The following is an 18,194-nucleotide window of genomic DNA, read 5'->3' as shown; positions in this document are numbered from 1 at the left end:
ATGTCTAATCCATCGATTGATTTAAATATTGAAGGTAACGTAGCGGTTTTAACTATGAATAACCCGCCAGCGAATACCTGGACACAAGATACATTAACCGCGCTTAAAGACACTGTAACTGAGCTAAATGCTAACAAAAATGTCTATGCATTAGTGATTACAGGCCAAGGTGAAAAGTTCTTTAGCGCAGGTGCTGACTTAAACGTGTTTGCCAGCGGTGACAAAGGCGTTGCTGCCACTATGTCAAAAGTGTTTGGTGATGCATTTGAAGCATTAACCAATTTCCGTGGTGTATCAATCGCGGCAATTAATGGTTATGCCATGGGCGGTGGTCTTGAAGTGGCTCTTGCGTGTGATATTCGTATTGCTGAAGAGCAAGCTCAAATGGCACTTCCTGAAGCGAAAGTTGGCTTACTGCCTTGTGCTGGCGGTACGCAAAACCTTGCATGGCTTGTCGGTGAAGGTTGGGCAAAACGCATGATCTTATGTGGCGAGCGCCTAAAAGCAGATAAAGCACGTGAAATTGGCCTTGTTGAAGAAGTGTTTGGTGCTGGCGAAAGTTTAGCTGCGGCAATGAAACTTGCTAATCAAGTAGCTGAGCAAAGCCCAGTTGCTGTGACTGCATGTAAAGAACTTATTCAAAAAGGTCGCACACAACCTATGGCCCATGCATTGCCATTAGAGCGTGAGTTATTTGTACAATTGTTTGATACGCAAGACCAAAAAGAAGGCGTGAATGCGTTCTTAGAAAAGCGTAAAGCAAATTGGGTAAATGGCTAATGACTAACGTAACACTACTAAATCATCAAGATGCGCCTGTGGTGTTTGAAACTGCAGAGGCCGAGAGCGGCCTCATTGCAATTGCGACACTCAATGCGCCTAAGTCGTTAAATGCCTTAAATTACGACATGATCCAATTGCTTGAGCCTCAGCTTAGAAAATGGGCTGACGATGATGCAGTTGCCATGGTCATTCTAAAAGGGGCTGGCGAAAAAGCATTTTGTGCCGGTGGCGATGTAGTAAGCCTGCATAAAGCAATGAGTACAGCAGAGCCTGCTAACTACATTGAAGACTTTTTCACCCTTGAGTATAAATTAGACTACCTAATTCACTGCTATGAAAAGCCAATATTACTTTGGGGTAATGGCATTGTTATGGGTGGCGGTCTTGGCTTAATGGCTGGGGCAAGTCACCGAGTGGTAACAGAAACATCACGTATCGCAATGCCTGAGCTAACTATTGGTTTATACCCTGATGTGGGCGGCAGTTACTTCTTACATAAAATGCCTGAGCAAGTGGGTCTATTCTTAGGGTTAACTGCTGCGTCTATCAATGCTGAAGATGCCTTGTTTGTTAATTTTGCTGATCACTATGCAACAGCAGATAAATACGACGCTATTTTAACAGCTATCACCGCTGAAAAGTGGGGCAAAACAGCCTCATTAAACCACGAAAAGCTAACTAACATTTTAATCTCTATTGATAATATTTCAGGCCGTGTTCCTAAAGGCAATGTAAAAGATAACTTAGCGGTTATACAAAAGCTGGCTGAGTTTGATTCATTGCAGGGCAAAATTGACTACATTCAAGCTTTAGAAACCGAAGATAAATGGCTTACCCGTGCGCAAAAGTCATTAGCGCATGGTTGTCCGCTTAGTTGTGCGCTTGTTGAACGTCAATTAGCTAATTCAAAAGAGATGACGTTAGCAGATTGCTTCAAAATGGAGCTGGGTATGTCGGTTCGCTGTGGCGAAGTAGGCGAGTTCCAAGAAGGCGTTCGTGCGCTACTAATCGACAAAGACGGTGCACCTAACTGGCAGTTTAAATCGATTAGCGATATCGACGAAACAGTTGTAGATAGCTTCTTTACAGCACGCTGGGATGAGCAATCTCACCCACTTAACTCATTAACGTCATCTTAAGTCCAAGGGGTAAGCAAATGGCTAAATTAACAATAGGATTTATTGGTTTAGGCAACATGGGTGGCCCAATGGCGGCAAACCTTGTCAATGCAGGTCATACAGTTCGTGTATTTGACTTAAATAAAGCGGCGGTCAGTGAGCTTGCCGATAAAGGTGCAATTGCTGCTACCGATGCAGCTGAGTGTGCTATTGGCGCTGATATTTTTATCAGTATGCTACCAGCAAGCAAACACGTTAAATCGCTTTACTTAGGCGAAACAGGTCTTATCAACTTACTTGATAGCAAAACTTTAGTGATTGACTGCTCAACCATTGATGCAGAATCAGCGCGTCAAGTGGGTAGTGAACTTGCTCAAAAAGGCATTGATTTTGTTGATGCACCGGTATCAGGTGGTGTTGCAGGTGCAACAGCGGGTACTTTAACTTTTATCGTCGGTGGTGAGCAAAGCCACTTTGAAAAAGCCAAACTGGCTTTAGTGGATATGGGTAAAAACATCTTTCATGCTGGTGATATTGGTGCGACCAAGTAGCAAAAATCTGTAACAACATGCTGCTGAGCATTTTAATGGCTGGTACTAGCGAAGCACTACAAATGGGAATTAACAACGGGCTCGACCCAAAAGTGTTAAGTGACATCATGACTGCAAGCTCTGGCCGTAACTGGACACTTGAGCTTTATAACCCATGCCCTGGTGTAATGGAAACAGCACCAGCAAGTAATGATTATAAACCGGGCTTTATGGTTGATTTAATGGCGAAAGACTTAGGTCTTGCTATGGAAGCGGCTCAGCAAAGTAATTCATCTACCCCAATGGGGTCAATGGCGAAGAATCTATACACTATGCTTCAGCATCAAGGTGCGGGTAGTGATGATTTTAGTGCTATTTTTAAATTATTCTCGAAGTAGGAGATTGTTGTGGAAATTAAAAACAACAACATCGTAATTACCGGTGGTGCGCAAGGTTTAGGCTTTGCTATGGCCGAGAAATTTGCATCCCTTGGCGCGAACATCGCCCTTATCGATATGCAACAAGATGTACTAGATACTGCAGTATCAACGCTTGCCAAGCATGGCACAAAAGTCATGGCGTATGCTGCTAATGTTACAGATGAAGACGCTGTAGTAGCAACGTTTAACACGATTAACAAAGACTTTGGCCATATCGGCGTGTTAATTAATAACGCAGGTATCTTACGCGATGGTATGTTTATCAAAGCAAAAGAAGGCAAAGTGGTAGATAAAATGTCGCTGGGTCAATTTCAATCTGTGATTGATGTGAACCTAACTGGTGTATTCTTAGCAGGACGTGAAGCTGCGAGTCACATGATTGAGTCTGGCAAAGGCGGCGTTATCGTTAATATGTCGAGTGTTGCTCGTGCAGGTAATATTGGCCAAACAAACTATGCTGCGTCTAAAGCCGGTGTGGTTGCGATGACAACGGGTTGGGCGAAAGAATTAGGTCGCTTTGGTATCCGTGTTGGTGCAATCGCACCAGGTGTTATTCGCACAGCAATGACAGATGCAATGAAACCAGAAGCAAAACAACGCATGATGACGGTAACGCCAGTGGGTCGTTTTGGTGAAGCAGATGAAATTGCTCAAACAGCACAATACATTGTAGAGAATGACTTCTTTACAGGTCGTGTTATTGAAATTGATGGCGGTATCCGCCTTTAGTTTGAAATGGTAACCCTTTACCCATTGAAAGTACCAAAACGGTAAGCCTAGCTTGCCGTTTTTTTATTTTTAAAGTATTTTAAATTCATAATGATAAGGAGGTTTTTTATGAACACTGATGGCATTACAGTATCAATGAGCAAGGGAATTAAAGCCAACTTCAAACTGGGTGAACATTTAATTGAATACTGGGGTTCTGCTTACTCAGGTAAAGAAGTTCTGAAAGTAGACGGTGAATTAATAGCAGAATCACGTAACTTTAAAACAAAATCTGTTCATAAATTTAATATTGATGGTAAAACCTGCCAATTAACAGTTTCAGTGACTTTATTCAGGAAGTTTTCTTCTACCATCACATTAGAGTGTGAGGGGGAGCTAGTTCACAGTTATCAACTCACATATGGTAAAACCCGACAAATTGCTTGGTATTTAAAAGCAATCCCATTTTTATTTGCAGGGATTTTAGGCTGGTGTTTTGCCGCTGATATTCTTACCTTATTAGAGTTAGTCATTTTTGGCTGCTTAACCTTTGCAATATCAGAGCTGCTTATGAAAGATCAAGGCTGGATCATCGAAGAGCAAAAGCCTTGTAATTAACTGCCTAGCATTCAATAATTAAGCGGTTAAAAGCCGCTTAACTTTGAGAGATGTAGTGAATCCCAAACAAATCCGCAATTTTTATATCAATGAAGAACAGTCTGTTTATTTGCTGTCTCACCATGATGCTAAAAAGCACCGTCAATGGCTTAATATTTGTATTAAACAGCTTACTTTGCTTGGTTACAGTGACGTTGAATTAATTGGTTCTGGTGCGTTTGGATTTGTTTTTGCCGGTGTCGATGATGAAGACTTACCTTGGGTATTTAAGTTTTCTCGGATAACCCTAGCGCAAAGTGTACGTGACCGTCTAGAAGACGAAGCGTACATGCTCTCGCAAGTTAATAATCCGCTTGTGCCAAAATTTTATGCCTTTGAGCGCATTAAAAAGCAAGGCATTTTAATGATGGAGCGGGCTCTAGGTGAAGACTTAGAAAAAATTTCCATCAAGCAGGGGCGTTTTAGTGCAGCAAAAGTCATGGCGCTTGCTCTTAGGCTACGTAATGTGCTGGTAGATTTACGCGAGCATAAAAATGGCTTAAGCCCACAGCCAATTGTGCATGGCGATATTAAACCCTCTAACATTGTTTATGACGAACAAACCAATAAGTTGTCGTTGGTAGATTGGGGCAGCTCTGTTTATGCACAAATAGACGCTGAAGGTAATCCGGTTGCCAGCAATTTTATGGATCTTATGTCTGCTGATATCAGCACCACTAATGCACGTATGGGTGATGTGTATTTTATTGGTGATGAGCAAATGTCAGGCGGGCAGTCATCGCCACGTTTTGATGAACAAGGTGTTGCCTCAACTCTTTATGCACTGACATATGCACAATCTTGCCGGTTCGGAGCTGCGGTGATTCCGGCTACAAGCCTGAATTTACCTATGGAGCTTGCCCGGGTTATTGACGGTATGCTTTCAAAAAATAAGGCCACTCGCGATGGCGCTGGTGATTATTTTATGCGAAACATGCCGACAATGGCTAAAGCTTACCTCCCTGAGCTGCCCCGTAAGGTCATTCGCCCTTATATTCCTTATTGGTTTAGTGAGTTTGATGAGCACCCAGACACGGTTGTTTATAGCTCACGTAAGCAATTTTTAAGACAAGCCGATCATAATCAGCAATTACTTGATGTAAACGATGCCCAGCTCGACAGATACTACAAAGAGTTTTTATTTGATACCGGCGACACCGAAAAAGCATTTTTGGCCTCAATAAGCCGATTAGCAAAATACCCAGTAGTAGGGGGCCTAAGTTTTCATTGGAAAGAAAACTCACTGTTTGTTGAATCTTCCCTTATTTTGCATGATGAAACGCTCGGCACAGCGTTTACCGATGCGATTAACAACACGGTAATGTTAGCACAAGGGATTGAACAAAAAGGTCTCTTTAAATGTTGTTTGTTTGATGCGCGTAAGACCATTCAGCTAGAGCGTGATGGCACCGGTGCTTTTAAGTTTGAACATTTACCTGAGCTTGATTACGAAGTAATGGATGTGCAAGCCTCAGACGTAACCAGACCGCACTCTTACTTTGAAGATGGTAAAGACCCTGATGAGCAATTACAGCTCCCGAAAAAGGTCATAAAGTGCGTATTTGAGCTAAACCAAATACACCACACGGGCTGTATCATTTTCGAAGCCTTACCTGATAGGATGAAAATACATCATTACTATCGTCTGCTGGATGCCAGTAAAGAACCTGAATTTAAACGTTTATTAAGTAAGCTTATGCAATATGCAGTCAATATTACCGATGTTGGTGTGGCAGGCTTTATGAAGCTACCTTACAAAAATACCCGTGAATTTGATTTGTGCACTAAACAGCCCGATGAGTTTTATCCAAGAGATCCAAAAAGAGCTGAATGCTAAAAGCTGACTAAATTAAAGCAGTAAGGAGAATAACAAACATGGACTACACCCCAAATTATAAAAATTATTCATTGGATGAGCTATTAGATGCTCAAAAGTATATTGATAAAGAAAGCTTCCCACAAAGAGCACAAGAGTTAGAATTAGAGATTGCAAATAAATTAAAAGACCCAGAAATAAAAGCAGAGTTTGAAGAGCTAGAAACGAATAAAAGGTATGCTACTTTTTGGCCTCGTTTTTGGGCCGCGATTATTGATGGTTTAATATTTACAGCATTACTTTATATTGAATGCTTACTCTTTGGCGTTGAATACTCTAACCAAAACATGGTTTTACAAGCCGTTAATGGCGTTCAGTATATTGGCTACGTTGTTTTTATGCATGGGTTTTATGGCCAAACTCTTGGTAAGATGGTGATGGATGTTAAAGTCCTCGATCATGACACTGAAACAGATATTAATCTTAAACAATCGGTTCGCCGAGAATCTGTAAATATTGCTATTAACTCATCTTGGATACTACTACTTTTATCTATTTCAATATCGTTACAACAACTAGGTAGCATACATGAGTTTTTAACTTATTTAATTATGGGTTTGAGTTCTTTAGCTACAGTATGGGCATTGTCAGAATTTATAACCATGCTGTTTAATGAAAAGCGTCGTGCAATACATGACTTCATTGGTAAAACGGTTGTTGTTAGGTTGTAATAAGGAGCGCGACTATGTCAATCCCAATAAAAATACCTGAATTACCAAATGATATTGGCGATGTTAAGGTAGCAAATGTTCATGTAGATGTTGGCGATATTGTTTTAGTTAATTCCCCCCTCTTTGATATAGAAACAGATAAAACAATATTAGAAATTCAAGCGTCTGAAGCAGGTGAAATTAGTGAATTTAAGGTTAAAGCTGGGGATTATGTTACTGCTAACCAAGTAGTTGGGATGATGTTACCTGATGAAAACGTTGAAATTAGATTTGTTCACTCTACACCGAAGGAAAATGCTACATCTAAAGTAAACACCTCAGATAAAAAGAGTAAGAACCATCAAGTTCAACATTATTGGCTGCTAGTTCTTTTTTTTGTGGCTATTGTAGGTATTATTTATACAAGTTTGTAACTGAGAAGATGATGTTATTTGGCTTTTAACAGGTGTATTTAAAGCTAAACAATGACCAAATGATAATTAATGGAATCTTCATTTTAAAGAGAACTCTGAGTTAATAAGTAAAACCTTAAAATGAAAAATTCAATAACCTGCTAAATAGCAGGTTATTAAAGGGGCAGCCTTACTTATGCTCTTCAATGATCTCAGTGATCCCTTCAGCAGAAAGTATTTCTATCCAATAACCATCTGGGTCTTTAATAAAGGCTAAGCCTTTCATTGAGCCATCGTCTGGTTTTTTGACAAACTCAACATCATATTTTGCAAAACGCTCGCATGCTGCGTACACATCTGGCACGCTAATACCGATATGACCAAAGCCTTTTGGTTCATCATTTCCACTATGGTATCCAGCAAAACTGTCGTCGTTTTCAGTGCCCCAATTATGTGTAAGCTCGACAAGAGCAGGGCGGCGAAATACCCACTGTGCTTTTTCTTTATCGCTGCCTGTTGGCATGTCTTGCTCATAACCTAAAAAGTACAGCGTAAACTCCATTTTAGGGAAGTCATATTTACCAAGTAACTTCATACCTAAAACATTTTGATAGAAATCTAAAGAAGGCTTTGGATCTTTAATGCGCAACATTGTCTGTTGCATTACATAACCTTGCGTTGCATTTGCGATTTGTTCAGGTGATTCGTTGTAGTTAGACATACACATCCTTTTTTAATGACATTAATGATGATTAATTCAGTCTAACATAACCACGTTACCCTTAAATTAATAAAAATAATATTGACGTCTTTAAATAGCCCTTAAATCTTAACTTGCTAACTCAAATAAAAAACCGCCCTAACAGGCGGCTCATTTCAACTTACAGCTAAAAGCTTATAGCTCAAAACTTAAAGCTTAATTACCCCAAGGATTACTCGCACTTGAACGTTGTTTACGAGCTCGAGCAAGTTGTTTAGCTTCTTTTTTAGCGTGGATGCGTTTGGCGTCGGTAAAACTTAACTCACACGGTTCACCTGGTTTTTGATCAGCAGGGATCACGCGATCGCGTGGCGGTAATTCGTAGTTGACATTGTCTGGGCGTGGTAAGTTTTTAAGACGATACAAATAAAAGTTCTCGACTTTTTCTTGAGCCCATTGGGTTTTACGTAAAAACTTAACCGCAGATTTAACATCTGGATTATTCTTAAAGCAGTTCAACCGCATATAGGCGTGGAGTAATTCCCAGCCATATTGTTCGACAAGCTCTGTTACGACTTGCTCAATACCAACACCTTGTAGCGGGTTATTGCTGAAAATTTCTTTATTACTCATATCATGCTCTTGTTTATTGTTTACGTAATTAGTTAATTATAATTTGAAAGATCTAATTTAGATACCGCTTATCAATTTGATATACGAACCATTTTAAAAGTTTACATGTTTACCTTATATGGGTAATCTATGCGCTTGAATTGGCATGAGGCTAATTTATTAAATTGATTAAGGAATCTATAAATGGGACTTTTTGATAAGATCAAAACACAAGCTAATACAATTGGAACAAATATTAGTGAATCAACCTCTAAACTAACCAGTGATATCTCTACTGCGTCGAAAGAAAAATCAAAGCTTTCAGCGATTAATTCTGAAATTACTTCAATTAACGGGCAACTAAATATTGCTTACCAAGACATTGGTAAAAAGTATGTATCTAATTTAGTCGATAATAAGGGTGAAAATGTTGAAGCTGTTCTAAAAGATACACTCGACAGAATAGAGCCTCTTTTAGAGAAAAAAATAGAGCTTGAGAAAGAAGCAGTAGAAATTGAGAAAAAATTAAAAGAATCAGATAATTCTACAAGAAAAAGCAATTTTTCAACGTGAGTTTGATGAAGAAAAAGAAAAGCTAGAGAAAGCTGTGAAACTGGATGTATTAACAGAAAAAGAGATGCAGGATAAATTAGCTAGAGCTCAGCTTAAATTGGATAATTTTGATAATATTCGTAAAGTTAAAAAACAGTACGATATGCAATTAATTTCAAAGGAAGAACTAAACGAAAAGCTTGCGGCGTTTGGTGTTTAAATTCTTTTTTTTAAAAAGGCTCTAAGGTGTTTAGAGCCTTTAAATCTATTACTTACAATTAACTACTACACGGCCACGTATTTCACCTTTTAATAGGGCTTCTGCATTTGCAACGGCGTCAGAAAGCGGGACTTCTTGTGAAATAGTATCTAGGTACTGCGCCTCAACTAACTCACTTAAACGTTGCCATGCTTCAATTCGGTCAGCTTTAGGGCGCATTACACTATCAATACCCATTAGGCTAATGCCACGAAGGATAAACGGCGCTACCGTTGCCGGAAAGTCCATACCTTGTGCTAAACCACAGGCTGTTACAACACCACCGTATTTAATCGATGCACACACATTTGCAAGGGTGTGGCTACCCACAGAATCAATTGCACCAGCGAATTGCTCTTTTGCCAGTGGTTTACCAGGTGCAGAGAATTCATCGCGAGATAAAACACGTTTTGCGCCTAATTTTTCAAGATGATCTGCTTCGTTCATGCGTTTGTTGTGGCAACAACATCAAAGCCAAGCTTATTAAGTAAATAGATAGCAAAACTGCCCACGCCGCCATTGGCTCCAGTGACCAGAATTTCACCGCTTTGAGGCGTGATCCCTTGTTTTTCTAAAGCGATAATACTAAGCATTGCGGTATACCCCGCAGTACCAATTTGCATTGCTTGTTTTGGTGTTAAATTAGCGGGAAGGGGGATAAGCCAATCTGCACTCATAGATGCTTTTGCACTTAAACCACCGAGGTATTTCTCACCAACACTAAAGCCATTTAACAAGACTTTATCACCTACTTTAAATTCATCACTTTTAGACTCAGTCACTGTGCCTGCAAGGTCAATACCTGGGATCATTGGAAATGTTCTTACCACAGGGCCTTTACCCGTAATCGCTAAAGCATCTTTGTAATTCAAAGTGCTGTAGTCAACATCAATATTTACATCGTGCTGGTGGATGCTCTCTACAGGAAAGTCTGTGTATTCGGCACGATAGCCTTGATCATCTTTGTTGATAACTACCGATTTTACTGATGTTGTCATGTTGACTCCTTTTAGACCGATCGTCTTTTAATGGTTAAAATAAAACCGTATTAAAACGGCTTTATAAAATTAAGCGTAAAAATTGTGCTGTATAAAGGGTAAGCGGTTCACTTGATTTATCAAGTTTAGAGCGCATCACTGCGCCTTCCCAGCCAATCCAGAAGAACTCAGCAAGCATTTTACAATCTGATGATTGAGGTATTTGTTTTTGCTGCTTTGCGTCTATCAAGCAGTGTTCAATTAGAGCTTGCCAGCTGGTGTAAGCCTGCTTAATACGTGCAATCATTGCTTCATTAAGGTAGCTGAGCTCTTGGTTTAAATTACCAATTAAGCAGCCGCGATTAAACTCAAACTTTGCCATGCCTTGTTTAGCGTCATTAGCAAACAGTACAATCCTTTCAAGAGGGGTTGTTGCATCGTTTGCTAGGTGGCGTTTTAACTTTGCCTGAAAATAGCTGTCGTAAGCATCTATGAGTGCCAAGCCGAAATCATTTTTACTTTTAAAGTAATGATAAAAAGATCCCTTAGGTACTTGTGCTGATTTTAAGATTAAATCAATGCCGGTTGCGCTAAAGCCTTTTTCAGTTAATACGGCTAACCCTGTATTAATTAGTAGGGCACGCGTATCTGCATTTGAACGCGCTATTTTTGGTGGCCTGCCACGACGGCTCGGCACAGAGTTATTTGTTTCCATGAGCACCATATTAGACCGATCGGTTTTTAATATGCAAGTAATAAATAGACTAAATTGTAATCATCACAAATTTGTCATGATTACAATTTAATTGGGAACTTTGTAGAAATAGGCTAGGTCACAAATATTGAAGCTAAAAGAGCTGTATCGTTTTTAGCTGAATTTAAGTGTATTAATAGATGGTTTTAGTTAAAGAGGTACGACCACCTAGTCATTTAAAATGTTAATTCATTTGAGCATCAGCACGTTAGTTATTGTCAATTTATTTAATTGCTTTTTGCTATTTGAATTTAACAGTTTTATTAACTATTCATTAAATGTAGATGTCAATTTCGCTACATATCTATAAATATAAAAGGTGAGGATATTACCTATGAAGAGACAGAAAAGAGATCGTTTAGAAAGAGCTCATTCTCAAGGTTATAAAGCAGGCTTGGCAAACCGTTCCAAAGAACAATGCCCTTATCAACAAATAGACCCTAAATCAGAATGGTTAGGCGGCTGGCGAGAAGCCATTGAAAACCGAAATATGTTTAAAACTTAAAATAGGCACCTTATTTACGCAAAAAAGCCCCACTTTGGGGCTTTTTTGTATCTACACATTCATATTAGAATGCAGATGTATCTTGGAAAAGACCTACTTTAAAATCTTTTGTTTCATAGATTACGCGGCCATCTACTTCTACAGTACCATCAGCCATCCCCATGAATAATTTACGTTTAATTACACGCTTCATGTCTAAACGATAAGTTACTTTTTTAGCTGTCGGTAAGATTTGACCTGTGAATTTAACTTCACCTACACCAAGTGCACGACCAAGACCTGGACCACCAGACCAACCTAGGAAGAAACCAACTAATTGCCACATAGCGTCAAGACCAAGACAACCAGGCATTACTGGGTCACCTTTAAAGTGACAGTCGAAGAACCAAAGATCAGGGTTGATATCTAGTTCTGCAACGATTTGGCCTTTACCGTGCTCACCACCATCAGCAGTGATAGAGATAATGCGGTCCATCATTAACATGTTGTCACTTGGTAAACGACAGTTGCCTTCACCGAACATTTCACCTTGACCGCAAAGGACCAATTCTTCTTTTGTATAGCTGTTTTTAGGTTCCATAACTCTCATTCATCGCTTAGAAATTGCCCCGTACTTTAGCGTACACTTGTACGCTAAACAACTCGGAGCAGTTAATTATTTACTATTTTTCGCTTGTTTTATGACCATTTAATTAAACTGTAGCTGATAAAGGGAGATAAAACCGCGCATTGTGAAGTAAAAATCATTATAATTGCTGTGATTCTTTAACCAGTCTAAAGGAAATTTATGATCCTTTTTGTAAACTCACTGACAGTGATTGATTTTTCTTACTTGTGTAATAAACGCGGCGCAGTTGGCGAGAGCTGGATTGTGGATTTAACTCTGCACGGTCAATTAAATGATGAGTCGATGGTGCTTGATTTTGGCTTAGTTAAAAAGCAAATCAAGGGCATTATTGATAACTGTATCGACCATAAACTTGCTGTGCCTGCCACACTAAACGGTTCACTAACACAGCATGCTGAGCACAGCGTGCTAGATTGTCATTTCGGTGATAATTATCACTTAGCTATGAGTGCTCCTAACCAAGCATATTGTTTAATCGATGCTGATGTTATTGATGAAAAGTCGGTAACCGAGTTTTTAATTAAAACAATTATGCCTGAGCTACCTAGCAACATTGAAAAGATTGAAATTACTTTATACCCAGAGCATAGCCAAAGTTTTTACTATCATTACAGCCATGGTCTTAAAAAGCACGATGGTAATTGTCAGCGGATTATTCATGGCCATCGCTCACAAATTGGTATTAGCCTTGATGGTATGGCTATGCCTCGCTTACAAAAAGAGTGGGCAGATAAATGGGAAGACATTTATCTAGCAACAGCTGAAGATGAAATCAATAAATCAGACCTCAAGCATGTAACTGCACAAGAAAACGATGTGTGCTTTGCATATACATCACAGCAAGGTTATTTTGAAATGGCGATAGACAAATCACGCTGCGACATTTTACCTTGCGATACTACGGTTGAGTGCATTGCAGACTATTTAAGTTCACAAGTTAAAAACCAATACCCTGATTCAGAAGTTAAAATTACAGCTTACGAAGGGGTTGGTAAGGGGTCAATCAGTTATGCGTAAAGGATTATTAATAGCTGCATTTGCAGGATTGTTTTCTTTTACTGCAAGTGCTGTTGAATTAAAAGGACATTTAACTCAAGGCGGTTTAGTAACAGGCCAAATTGAAGGCGCTAAAAGTGTTAGCTTCAATGGTGAGTCTCTTAAGCTTTCAACAAATGGTGAGTTTGTGTTCGGCTTTGGTCGTGATGCTAAGACAAATCATAGCCTTTCTTGGGTTGATAGTGCGGGTGTAAGCCACGAACAAGCAATTGTGATCACTAAGCGTGATTACAAAATTGACAAAATCACCGGTGTTGCAAAAAAATATGTCTCGCCACCTAAAGAAGTGTCTGAGCGTATTAGCCGTGAAGCTGTTGCCGTACGCAAAGCGAGGCAGGTCAATTCTGACCTACGGTACTTTTTAGATCCTGTTTATAAGCCTGCAACGGGCCGTATTTCAGGTGTTTATGGTAGCCAGCGTTACTTTAATGGTGAGCCTCGCCGCCCGCACTTTGGTTTAGACATTGCCAATAAAACGGGTAGTCCAGTGTATGCACCAGTAAGCGGCACAGTTGTTTTTGCTGATGCTGACTTATATTACTCTGGTGGAACCTTGATCCTTGACCACGGCCATGGTGTTACCTCTACTTATATTCATTTAAGCAAATTAGATGTAAAAGTAGGGGATGAAATTAAGCGTGGCGATAAAATTGCCGAGATCGGTGCAACCGGTCGCGTAACTGGCCCTCATTTAGACTGGCGTTTTAATTGGAAAAATGAACGCCTTGACCCTGCGCTAATGATGCAAGACACATTAGCTAATAAAAAGTAGAGACTATGACACAACCAATCGATCGTGACGCTATTATTGCAAAGCGTATTACTGACTCAACAACGTCGGTAACAAAAACTGTTTTTCCTGGCCGCACCAATCACCACAATACTTTATTTGGCGGTGATGCGTTGGCTTGGATGGATGAGGTCGCGTTTATCGCTGCTACACGTTTTTGTCGTAAGCCACTTGTAACTATTTCGTCAGACCGTGTAGATTTTAAAGAAGCCATTCCAGCTGGTACATTTGCAGAGCTAATTTCTAAAGTGGTGCATGTCGGAAACACCAGCCTTAAAGTAGACGTTGAAATCTTTTTAGAAACAATGCACAAAGACGATAAGCATTTAGCTATTTCTGGTAGTTTCACGTTTGTAGCTGTTGATGATAATCACAAACGCCAACACCGGTTGTTTGCGATAAAATGATCAACGGTTTCGAATAAAGCACGGCTATACCAATTCGCAATAAAACTTAATTAAGCGAATTGGTATTAAACTTAAAAAATAAATACCTGCGGGTATTTATTTTTACACACAAAAGAACACATCATACTAAATTTTATGTAAATATTATCTCAGCAAAAATTAAGAAATAGGACTATAAGTAATCAGAGGAGGGTGGCTATGCGTTTACTAATTCTGGTTCTTTATGGCGTTCTTTTATTTTTAGCTTTTAATCAATTAGATTCTTATATGCTAGATTTAATCGCAGCGCTAAGAGGTCAGTTAATTTTAGTTAGCTTTTTACCTGTAGGGTTATGCTATTTTAACAGTAAAAAGATGGCATCAAGCTTACTAGTTTTAAGTACAATTTTGACTTTAGTGCACTTTAAACCTTACTCATCTAATCAGAGGGAGGTCGGTGATATTAAGGTTACACAAATAAACCTACAATATAGTAACCCTAACTTACAACAGATTATCTATAACCAAATGATAGAAGAGAAAAATGATATCCTGGTGTTATTAGAATTTAATGATACACAGCGTCATGTTCTTGATAATCTCAACACAGAATATCATTTGTTTGGTTATGCTGAAGTTGAAGGCGCGCCTTTTGGTATAATCGTTATCTCAAAACTTCCGATTATCCAAAAACAAATTAAACGTTTTGATAATCCAAAACTAGGCTATGTAAAACTTAGTTTTTTGCATAATAACATTATGTTAAATAGCCTTGTTTTTCATCCTCCATCACCAAGAGATAGAACTCTATGGACGCAACGCAACTCTGTTTTAAGTAAAGTGCAAAACGAAATTAAAACTTTAGGAGGGAATTGGTTAATTGCAGGGGATTTTAACACGGTTCCATGGTCGCGCTATTTTATTGAAGCTGATAATAATTGCTTTGATCGTAGTGGATTTTATGTAACTTGGCCTTCTAAAATTCAATTTAATGGCTTACCAGTTTTAGGTCTTCCTATTGACCATTGTATTGCAAGTGAGAAAATTAGGCTAACTAATATTAATACTAGTTTCGTTAAAGGTAGCGACCACAGGTCGCTTACCTATGAAGTTAAACTATCTAAACAGTGAAGTTGTCTTAATTTACTATTTTCTATCAATATCTCTACTAACATACTTAATTCAAAATTATCCCAAGGCTTTGCCGTAATCATTGTTGCGACTTTATCTTTGACTGCATGCTTAGATGCTTCCATCTCTGCATAGCCAGTTAATAACATACGCGAACTGTAGGGTTTTACTGCCTTAATTTTCTCAAGTACAGCTAAACCACTCAAAGAAGGCATTAATAGATCACAAATTACCAGGTCAAGCGCATTTTGTTTCGCATATTCAATAGCTGCATAGGGATCACTGTAACAAACTACAGAATAGTTACTAATTAGCAGCCGTTTTAATGAGCGCAAAATTGCCTCATCATCATCAATTATTAATACAGTTTCTTTCATTAGCTTGCACCCAATAAGTGTTTTAGATCATAAAGAACATGTTTAAAATTTCGCTTATGAGGAAATAGCCAAAATGCCTTATTTGAATAGGATAGTGCTTTCGAGTAATTACCTAATTCTCTATAAAACTCACCATAACACTCACTTAAACGTGCTTTTATTTTCTTTAATTCTCCTTTTGTAACCCCGTATTGATTCCTGCGTATAATTTCAACCATTGCGGCTAATCGATTTTCTCTATTAGCAGTTATTGAGTTTGCTCGCATCAAGTAGTGCATTGCGCACAAAGAGCTGTAAGCTACATCACCTTGCTTAGCTATTTTTAACCAACAATCCAGATCTGTTGCGCTTGTTAATTTGTGATCAAATCCGCCTACGTCAATCAAAGCGGCACGTTTAACCATTACAGATGAAGTGCCAACAATGTTAGTTGTTATCATTTGACTTATTGGGTTTTTCAGCAAATGAAATTCTGTGTTCGTTCTATTGCTGTCGAATTCAGGTCCAGTAGTCAAAACAGCTGATTATGTCTTCATTTTTTTCATTAAAGTGCATGTAGTCTGTAAAACTTAGTACGCACTCTGGATGCTCGGTATGAAAGGCTAACTGTTTAGCTAGTTTATCTTTTGACCAGTAATCGTCTGCATCTAAAAATGCAACATACTCTGAATTTGCTTGTGTGATGGCCAAGTTTCTTGCTGCCACGACACCTTTCCTATTTTGCGTAAATAAACGTACTTCTTTATTTGTTTTAGCGAGTTGTTGTAAGTAGTCTATGCTTCCGTCAGTAGACCCATCATCAACAATAATAATTTCAAAATTAACATCATTTTGTTGGTAAATACTGTTTATGCATGTCTCTAAATACTTGAGACAATTGTAATTAGGGATGATTACACTAACTTGAGTAGACATAAGATTACTCCAAAAACTTAAACATATTATTCTTGTAGTACGCAATTTAGAAGCCACTTTTATTAGCTCGATATTGGCTATAATTCTATGATTTTTCTTTTTGTGCGTTGCATTTTGCAATTATTTATAGATTTGACGTCTCAAATTGAGAAAAGTACCCCATAAAAAGCAGGTATGGTTATTGCCCTTGTTTCTACATATATTTTAGTAGGAGCATTTTATGAAACACATCGCTATCTTAGTTCCGAGTTTCCCAGTTGCATCAGAAACATTTGTTGTCACAGAAATTAATGCACTTCTAGATGCTGGACATAAAGTGACGGTATTCACTTTTGAAAAAACCTCTGTGTTGATTAATTTATCAAGTGCAATAGAAGTCAAAGAGATTGAAAAGCCTGACTTTAAAAAAATACTTCCCGCAATGTTTAATGTTGTGAAACTCAGTAAAGCAATAAATACTGCAATCCAGTTTCGCTCGATATCTACACAATCTCTTATTGGCTATGGCTACAAAATTGCTCAGTACCTTAAAGTTGCAAAAATAGATCATTTGCACTGCCATTTTATGCATGGCCCTTTAGCATATGGCATTGTTGCTGCGAAAATGGCAAATATCACTGTCTCTTCGATAGGGCATGGCCATGATGTTTATGTAAATAGTGCCGATTTAAACTCGAAATTAGCTTTATGTGATTTCTCTGTCGCTGTGTGTGAAGAAATGGCTATGCAGTTTAAAAAATGCGAAAAAAGTAACGTGAAATTACTTCACTGCGGTATCGATACTACAAAATTTAACCAAACACCTTCATCATTAAGTGAATCTGTAAGGTTAATTTTTATAGGTAGGCTAGTCGAAAAGAAAGGGCTTCAATTCTTATTACCAGCTCTTAAACATATGCCTAAAGAATTTGGTATTACTTTAGATATCGTTGGCGACGGTCCAATGATCAACGACCTAATGTATATGGCTGAAGAGCTTGGCGTAAGAAAGTCAGTCAGGTTTCTAGGTGAAAAACCTCATGCTTGGGTAAGTGAAAACCTAGTGAATTATTCAGCTTTGATTGCCCCATTTTGTGTCGCTAAAAATGGTGACCGAGATACAGGGCCACTGGTTTTAAAAGAGGCAATGGCATGTGGTTTACCCGTTTTAACAACCACTTTAATGGGTGCGAATGAAATTGTTACGCCTAATGTTGGCATGAAATGTATGCCTAGCAGTATCTCTGGTATTAGCAAGATGCTTTATAAATTTCATCAGTTGTCACCTCATAAACGCTATTTACTCGGCCAAAATGCAAAACAACATGTTAATCAGCACTACAATGCATTTAACCAGGCTAAACAACTATCAAAGTGGGTTGAAGCTTTGTAAGGAAC

Annotated in this window: 21 protein-coding genes and 3 pseudogenes; 16 read left to right on the top strand and 8 right to left on the bottom strand. The window is 38.7% G+C overall.

The window, feature by feature from the left end; genetic code table 11:
- From ACRWSG_RS00635 to ACRWSG_RS00600, 8 genes and pseudogenes are all read left to right on the top strand, one after another.
- Positions 1–780: an enoyl-CoA hydratase gene (locus tag ACRWSG_RS00635; protein WP_462165352.1), complete on the top strand. Its 780-nt coding sequence runs from the start codon at positions 1–3 to the stop codon at positions 778–780.
- Positions 780–1,922: an enoyl-CoA hydratase/isomerase family protein gene (locus ACRWSG_RS00630; protein WP_462165351.1), complete on the top strand. Its 1,143-nt coding sequence runs from the start codon at positions 780–782 to the stop codon at positions 1,920–1,922. Before ACRWSG_RS00635 ends, ACRWSG_RS00630 begins: the two co-directional genes overlap by 1 nt.
- A 17-nt stretch (positions 1,923–1,939) precedes the next feature.
- A pseudogene (gene mmsB / locus ACRWSG_RS00625) lies at positions 1,940–2,829 on the top strand (3-hydroxyisobutyrate dehydrogenase).
- Positions 2,830–2,838: 9 nt separating this feature from the next.
- On the top strand, positions 2,839–3,600 hold the full coding sequence (locus ACRWSG_RS00620; RefSeq protein ID WP_462165350.1) for an SDR family oxidoreductase: 762 nt from the start codon (positions 2,839–2,841) through the stop codon (positions 3,598–3,600).
- A gap of 108 nt (positions 3,601–3,708) precedes the next feature.
- A complete protein-coding gene (locus ACRWSG_RS00615; protein ID WP_462165349.1) occupies positions 3,709–4,197 on the top strand; it encodes a hypothetical protein in 489 nt (162 codons plus the stop codon).
- A gap of 55 nt (positions 4,198–4,252) precedes the next feature.
- Positions 4,253–6,073, top strand: coding sequence for a protein kinase domain-containing protein (locus ACRWSG_RS00610; RefSeq protein WP_462165348.1), 1,821 nt, complete (start codon positions 4,253–4,255; stop codon positions 6,071–6,073).
- A 38-nt stretch (positions 6,074–6,111) separates the two neighbouring features.
- Positions 6,112–6,783, top strand: a complete 672-nt coding sequence (locus ACRWSG_RS00605) for an RDD family protein (RefSeq protein WP_462165347.1) — start codon at positions 6,112–6,114, stop codon at positions 6,781–6,783.
- 14 nt (positions 6,784–6,797) lie between these two features.
- The gene (locus tag ACRWSG_RS00600) at positions 6,798–7,196 is read left to right on the top strand and encodes a biotin/lipoyl-containing protein (RefSeq protein ID WP_462165346.1); all 399 of its coding nucleotides are present in this window, start codon (positions 6,798–6,800) and stop codon (positions 7,194–7,196) included.
- A gap of 169 nt (positions 7,197–7,365) precedes the next feature.
- Here the strand turns inward: ACRWSG_RS00600 and gloA are convergent, their stop codons facing one another.
- Entirely contained in the window at positions 7,366–7,896 is a 531-nt protein-coding gene (gene gloA / locus ACRWSG_RS00595) for a lactoylglutathione lyase (RefSeq protein WP_462165345.1), read from the bottom strand.
- Between the two features lie 195 nt (positions 7,897–8,091).
- Positions 8,092–8,508 (bottom strand): VF530 family protein, encoded by a 417-nt coding sequence (locus tag ACRWSG_RS00590; protein ID WP_063705328.1) that lies wholly within the window; start codon positions 8,506–8,508, stop codon positions 8,092–8,094.
- A 183-nt stretch (positions 8,509–8,691) separates the two neighbouring features.
- Between ACRWSG_RS00590 and ACRWSG_RS00585 the strand changes: the two genes are divergently transcribed.
- Both ACRWSG_RS00585 and ACRWSG_RS00580 read left to right on the top strand, forming a co-directional pair.
- Positions 8,692–9,060 carry a hypothetical protein gene (locus tag ACRWSG_RS00585; protein ID WP_462165344.1) on the top strand — a complete coding sequence of 123 codons (369 nt, stop codon included), beginning with the start codon at positions 8,692–8,694 and terminating at the stop codon, positions 9,058–9,060.
- A gap of 34 nt (positions 9,061–9,094) precedes the next feature.
- Positions 9,095–9,259 carry a hypothetical protein gene (locus tag ACRWSG_RS00580; RefSeq protein WP_462165343.1) on the top strand — a complete coding sequence of 55 codons (165 nt, stop codon included), beginning with the start codon at positions 9,095–9,097 and terminating at the stop codon, positions 9,257–9,259.
- Between the two features lie 48 nt (positions 9,260–9,307).
- Here the strand turns inward: ACRWSG_RS00580 and acuI are convergent.
- Together acuI and acuR are read right to left on the bottom strand one after the other, a co-directional pair.
- Positions 9,308–10,296, bottom strand: a pseudogene (gene acuI, locus ACRWSG_RS00575) (acrylyl-CoA reductase (NADPH)).
- Between the two features lie 61 nt (positions 10,297–10,357).
- Positions 10,358–10,990, bottom strand: coding sequence for an acrylate utilization transcriptional regulator AcuR (gene acuR, locus ACRWSG_RS00570; protein WP_054553818.1), 633 nt, complete (start codon positions 10,988–10,990; stop codon positions 10,358–10,360).
- 373 nt (positions 10,991–11,363) lie between these two features.
- Here acuR and rmf point away from each other — a divergent pair, with 373 nt between their 5' ends.
- The gene (rmf, locus tag ACRWSG_RS00565; RefSeq protein WP_462165342.1) at positions 11,364–11,534 is read left to right on the top strand and encodes a ribosome modulation factor; all 171 of its coding nucleotides are present in this window, start codon (positions 11,364–11,366) and stop codon (positions 11,532–11,534) included.
- A gap of 64 nt (positions 11,535–11,598) precedes the next feature.
- Here the strand turns inward: rmf and fabA are convergent, their stop codons facing one another.
- The gene (gene fabA / locus ACRWSG_RS00560; RefSeq protein ID WP_462165341.1) at positions 11,599–12,114 is read right to left on the bottom strand and encodes a bifunctional 3-hydroxydecanoyl-ACP dehydratase/trans-2-decenoyl-ACP isomerase; all 516 of its coding nucleotides are present in this window, start codon (positions 12,112–12,114) and stop codon (positions 11,599–11,601) included.
- 207 nt (positions 12,115–12,321) lie between these two features.
- Between fabA and ACRWSG_RS00555 the strand changes: the two genes are divergently transcribed.
- The 4 genes and pseudogenes from ACRWSG_RS00555 to ACRWSG_RS00540 all read left to right on the top strand — a co-directional run bounded on the left by ACRWSG_RS00555 (position 12,322) and on the right by ACRWSG_RS00540 (position 15,525).
- Positions 12,322–13,179, top strand: a complete 858-nt coding sequence (locus tag ACRWSG_RS00555; RefSeq protein WP_194441473.1) for a 6-carboxytetrahydropterin synthase — start codon at positions 12,322–12,324, stop codon at positions 13,177–13,179.
- On the top strand, positions 13,172–13,990 hold the full coding sequence (locus ACRWSG_RS00550) for a M23 family metallopeptidase (protein ID WP_194441472.1): 819 nt from the start codon (positions 13,172–13,174) through the stop codon (positions 13,988–13,990). Before ACRWSG_RS00555 ends, ACRWSG_RS00550 begins: the two co-directional genes overlap by 8 nt.
- Before the next feature lie 5 nt (positions 13,991–13,995).
- Positions 13,996–14,432 (top strand): annotated as a pseudogene (locus ACRWSG_RS00545) (acyl-CoA thioesterase).
- A 181-nt stretch (positions 14,433–14,613) separates the two neighbouring features.
- Complete coding sequence (locus ACRWSG_RS00540; RefSeq protein WP_462165340.1) at positions 14,614–15,525, top strand: endonuclease/exonuclease/phosphatase family protein; 912 nt, start codon at positions 14,614–14,616, stop codon at positions 15,523–15,525.
- Here the strand turns inward: ACRWSG_RS00540 and ACRWSG_RS00535 are convergent.
- The 3 genes from ACRWSG_RS00535 to ACRWSG_RS00525 all read right to left on the bottom strand — a co-directional run bounded on the left by ACRWSG_RS00535 (position 15,498) and on the right by ACRWSG_RS00525 (position 16,817).
- Positions 15,498–15,902: a response regulator gene (locus tag ACRWSG_RS00535; RefSeq protein ID WP_054553824.1), complete on the bottom strand. Its 405-nt coding sequence runs from the start codon at positions 15,900–15,902 to the stop codon at positions 15,498–15,500. The two genes, ACRWSG_RS00540 and ACRWSG_RS00535, sit on opposite strands and share 28 nt — an antisense overlap.
- The gene (locus tag ACRWSG_RS00530) at positions 15,902–16,306 is read right to left on the bottom strand and encodes a hypothetical protein (RefSeq protein WP_462165339.1); all 405 of its coding nucleotides are present in this window, start codon (positions 16,304–16,306) and stop codon (positions 15,902–15,904) included. Before ACRWSG_RS00530 ends, ACRWSG_RS00535 begins: the two co-directional genes overlap by 1 nt.
- A 94-nt stretch (positions 16,307–16,400) precedes the next feature.
- Positions 16,401–16,817: a glycosyltransferase family 2 protein gene (locus tag ACRWSG_RS00525; protein ID WP_462165338.1), complete on the bottom strand. Its 417-nt coding sequence runs from the start codon at positions 16,815–16,817 to the stop codon at positions 16,401–16,403.
- Between the two features lie 220 nt (positions 16,818–17,037).
- Here ACRWSG_RS00525 and ACRWSG_RS00520 point away from each other — a divergent pair, with 220 nt between their 5' ends.
- On the top strand, positions 17,038–18,189 hold the full coding sequence (locus ACRWSG_RS00520) for a glycosyltransferase (protein ID WP_054553826.1): 1,152 nt from the start codon (positions 17,038–17,040) through the stop codon (positions 18,187–18,189).
- Positions 18,190–18,194: the final 5 nt, after the last annotated feature.

This window comes from Pseudoalteromonas sp. GB43 (assembly GCF_054923805.1).
The sequence above is the reverse complement of the archived record's forward strand: the minus strand, read 5'-3'. Positions and strand labels throughout refer to the sequence as shown.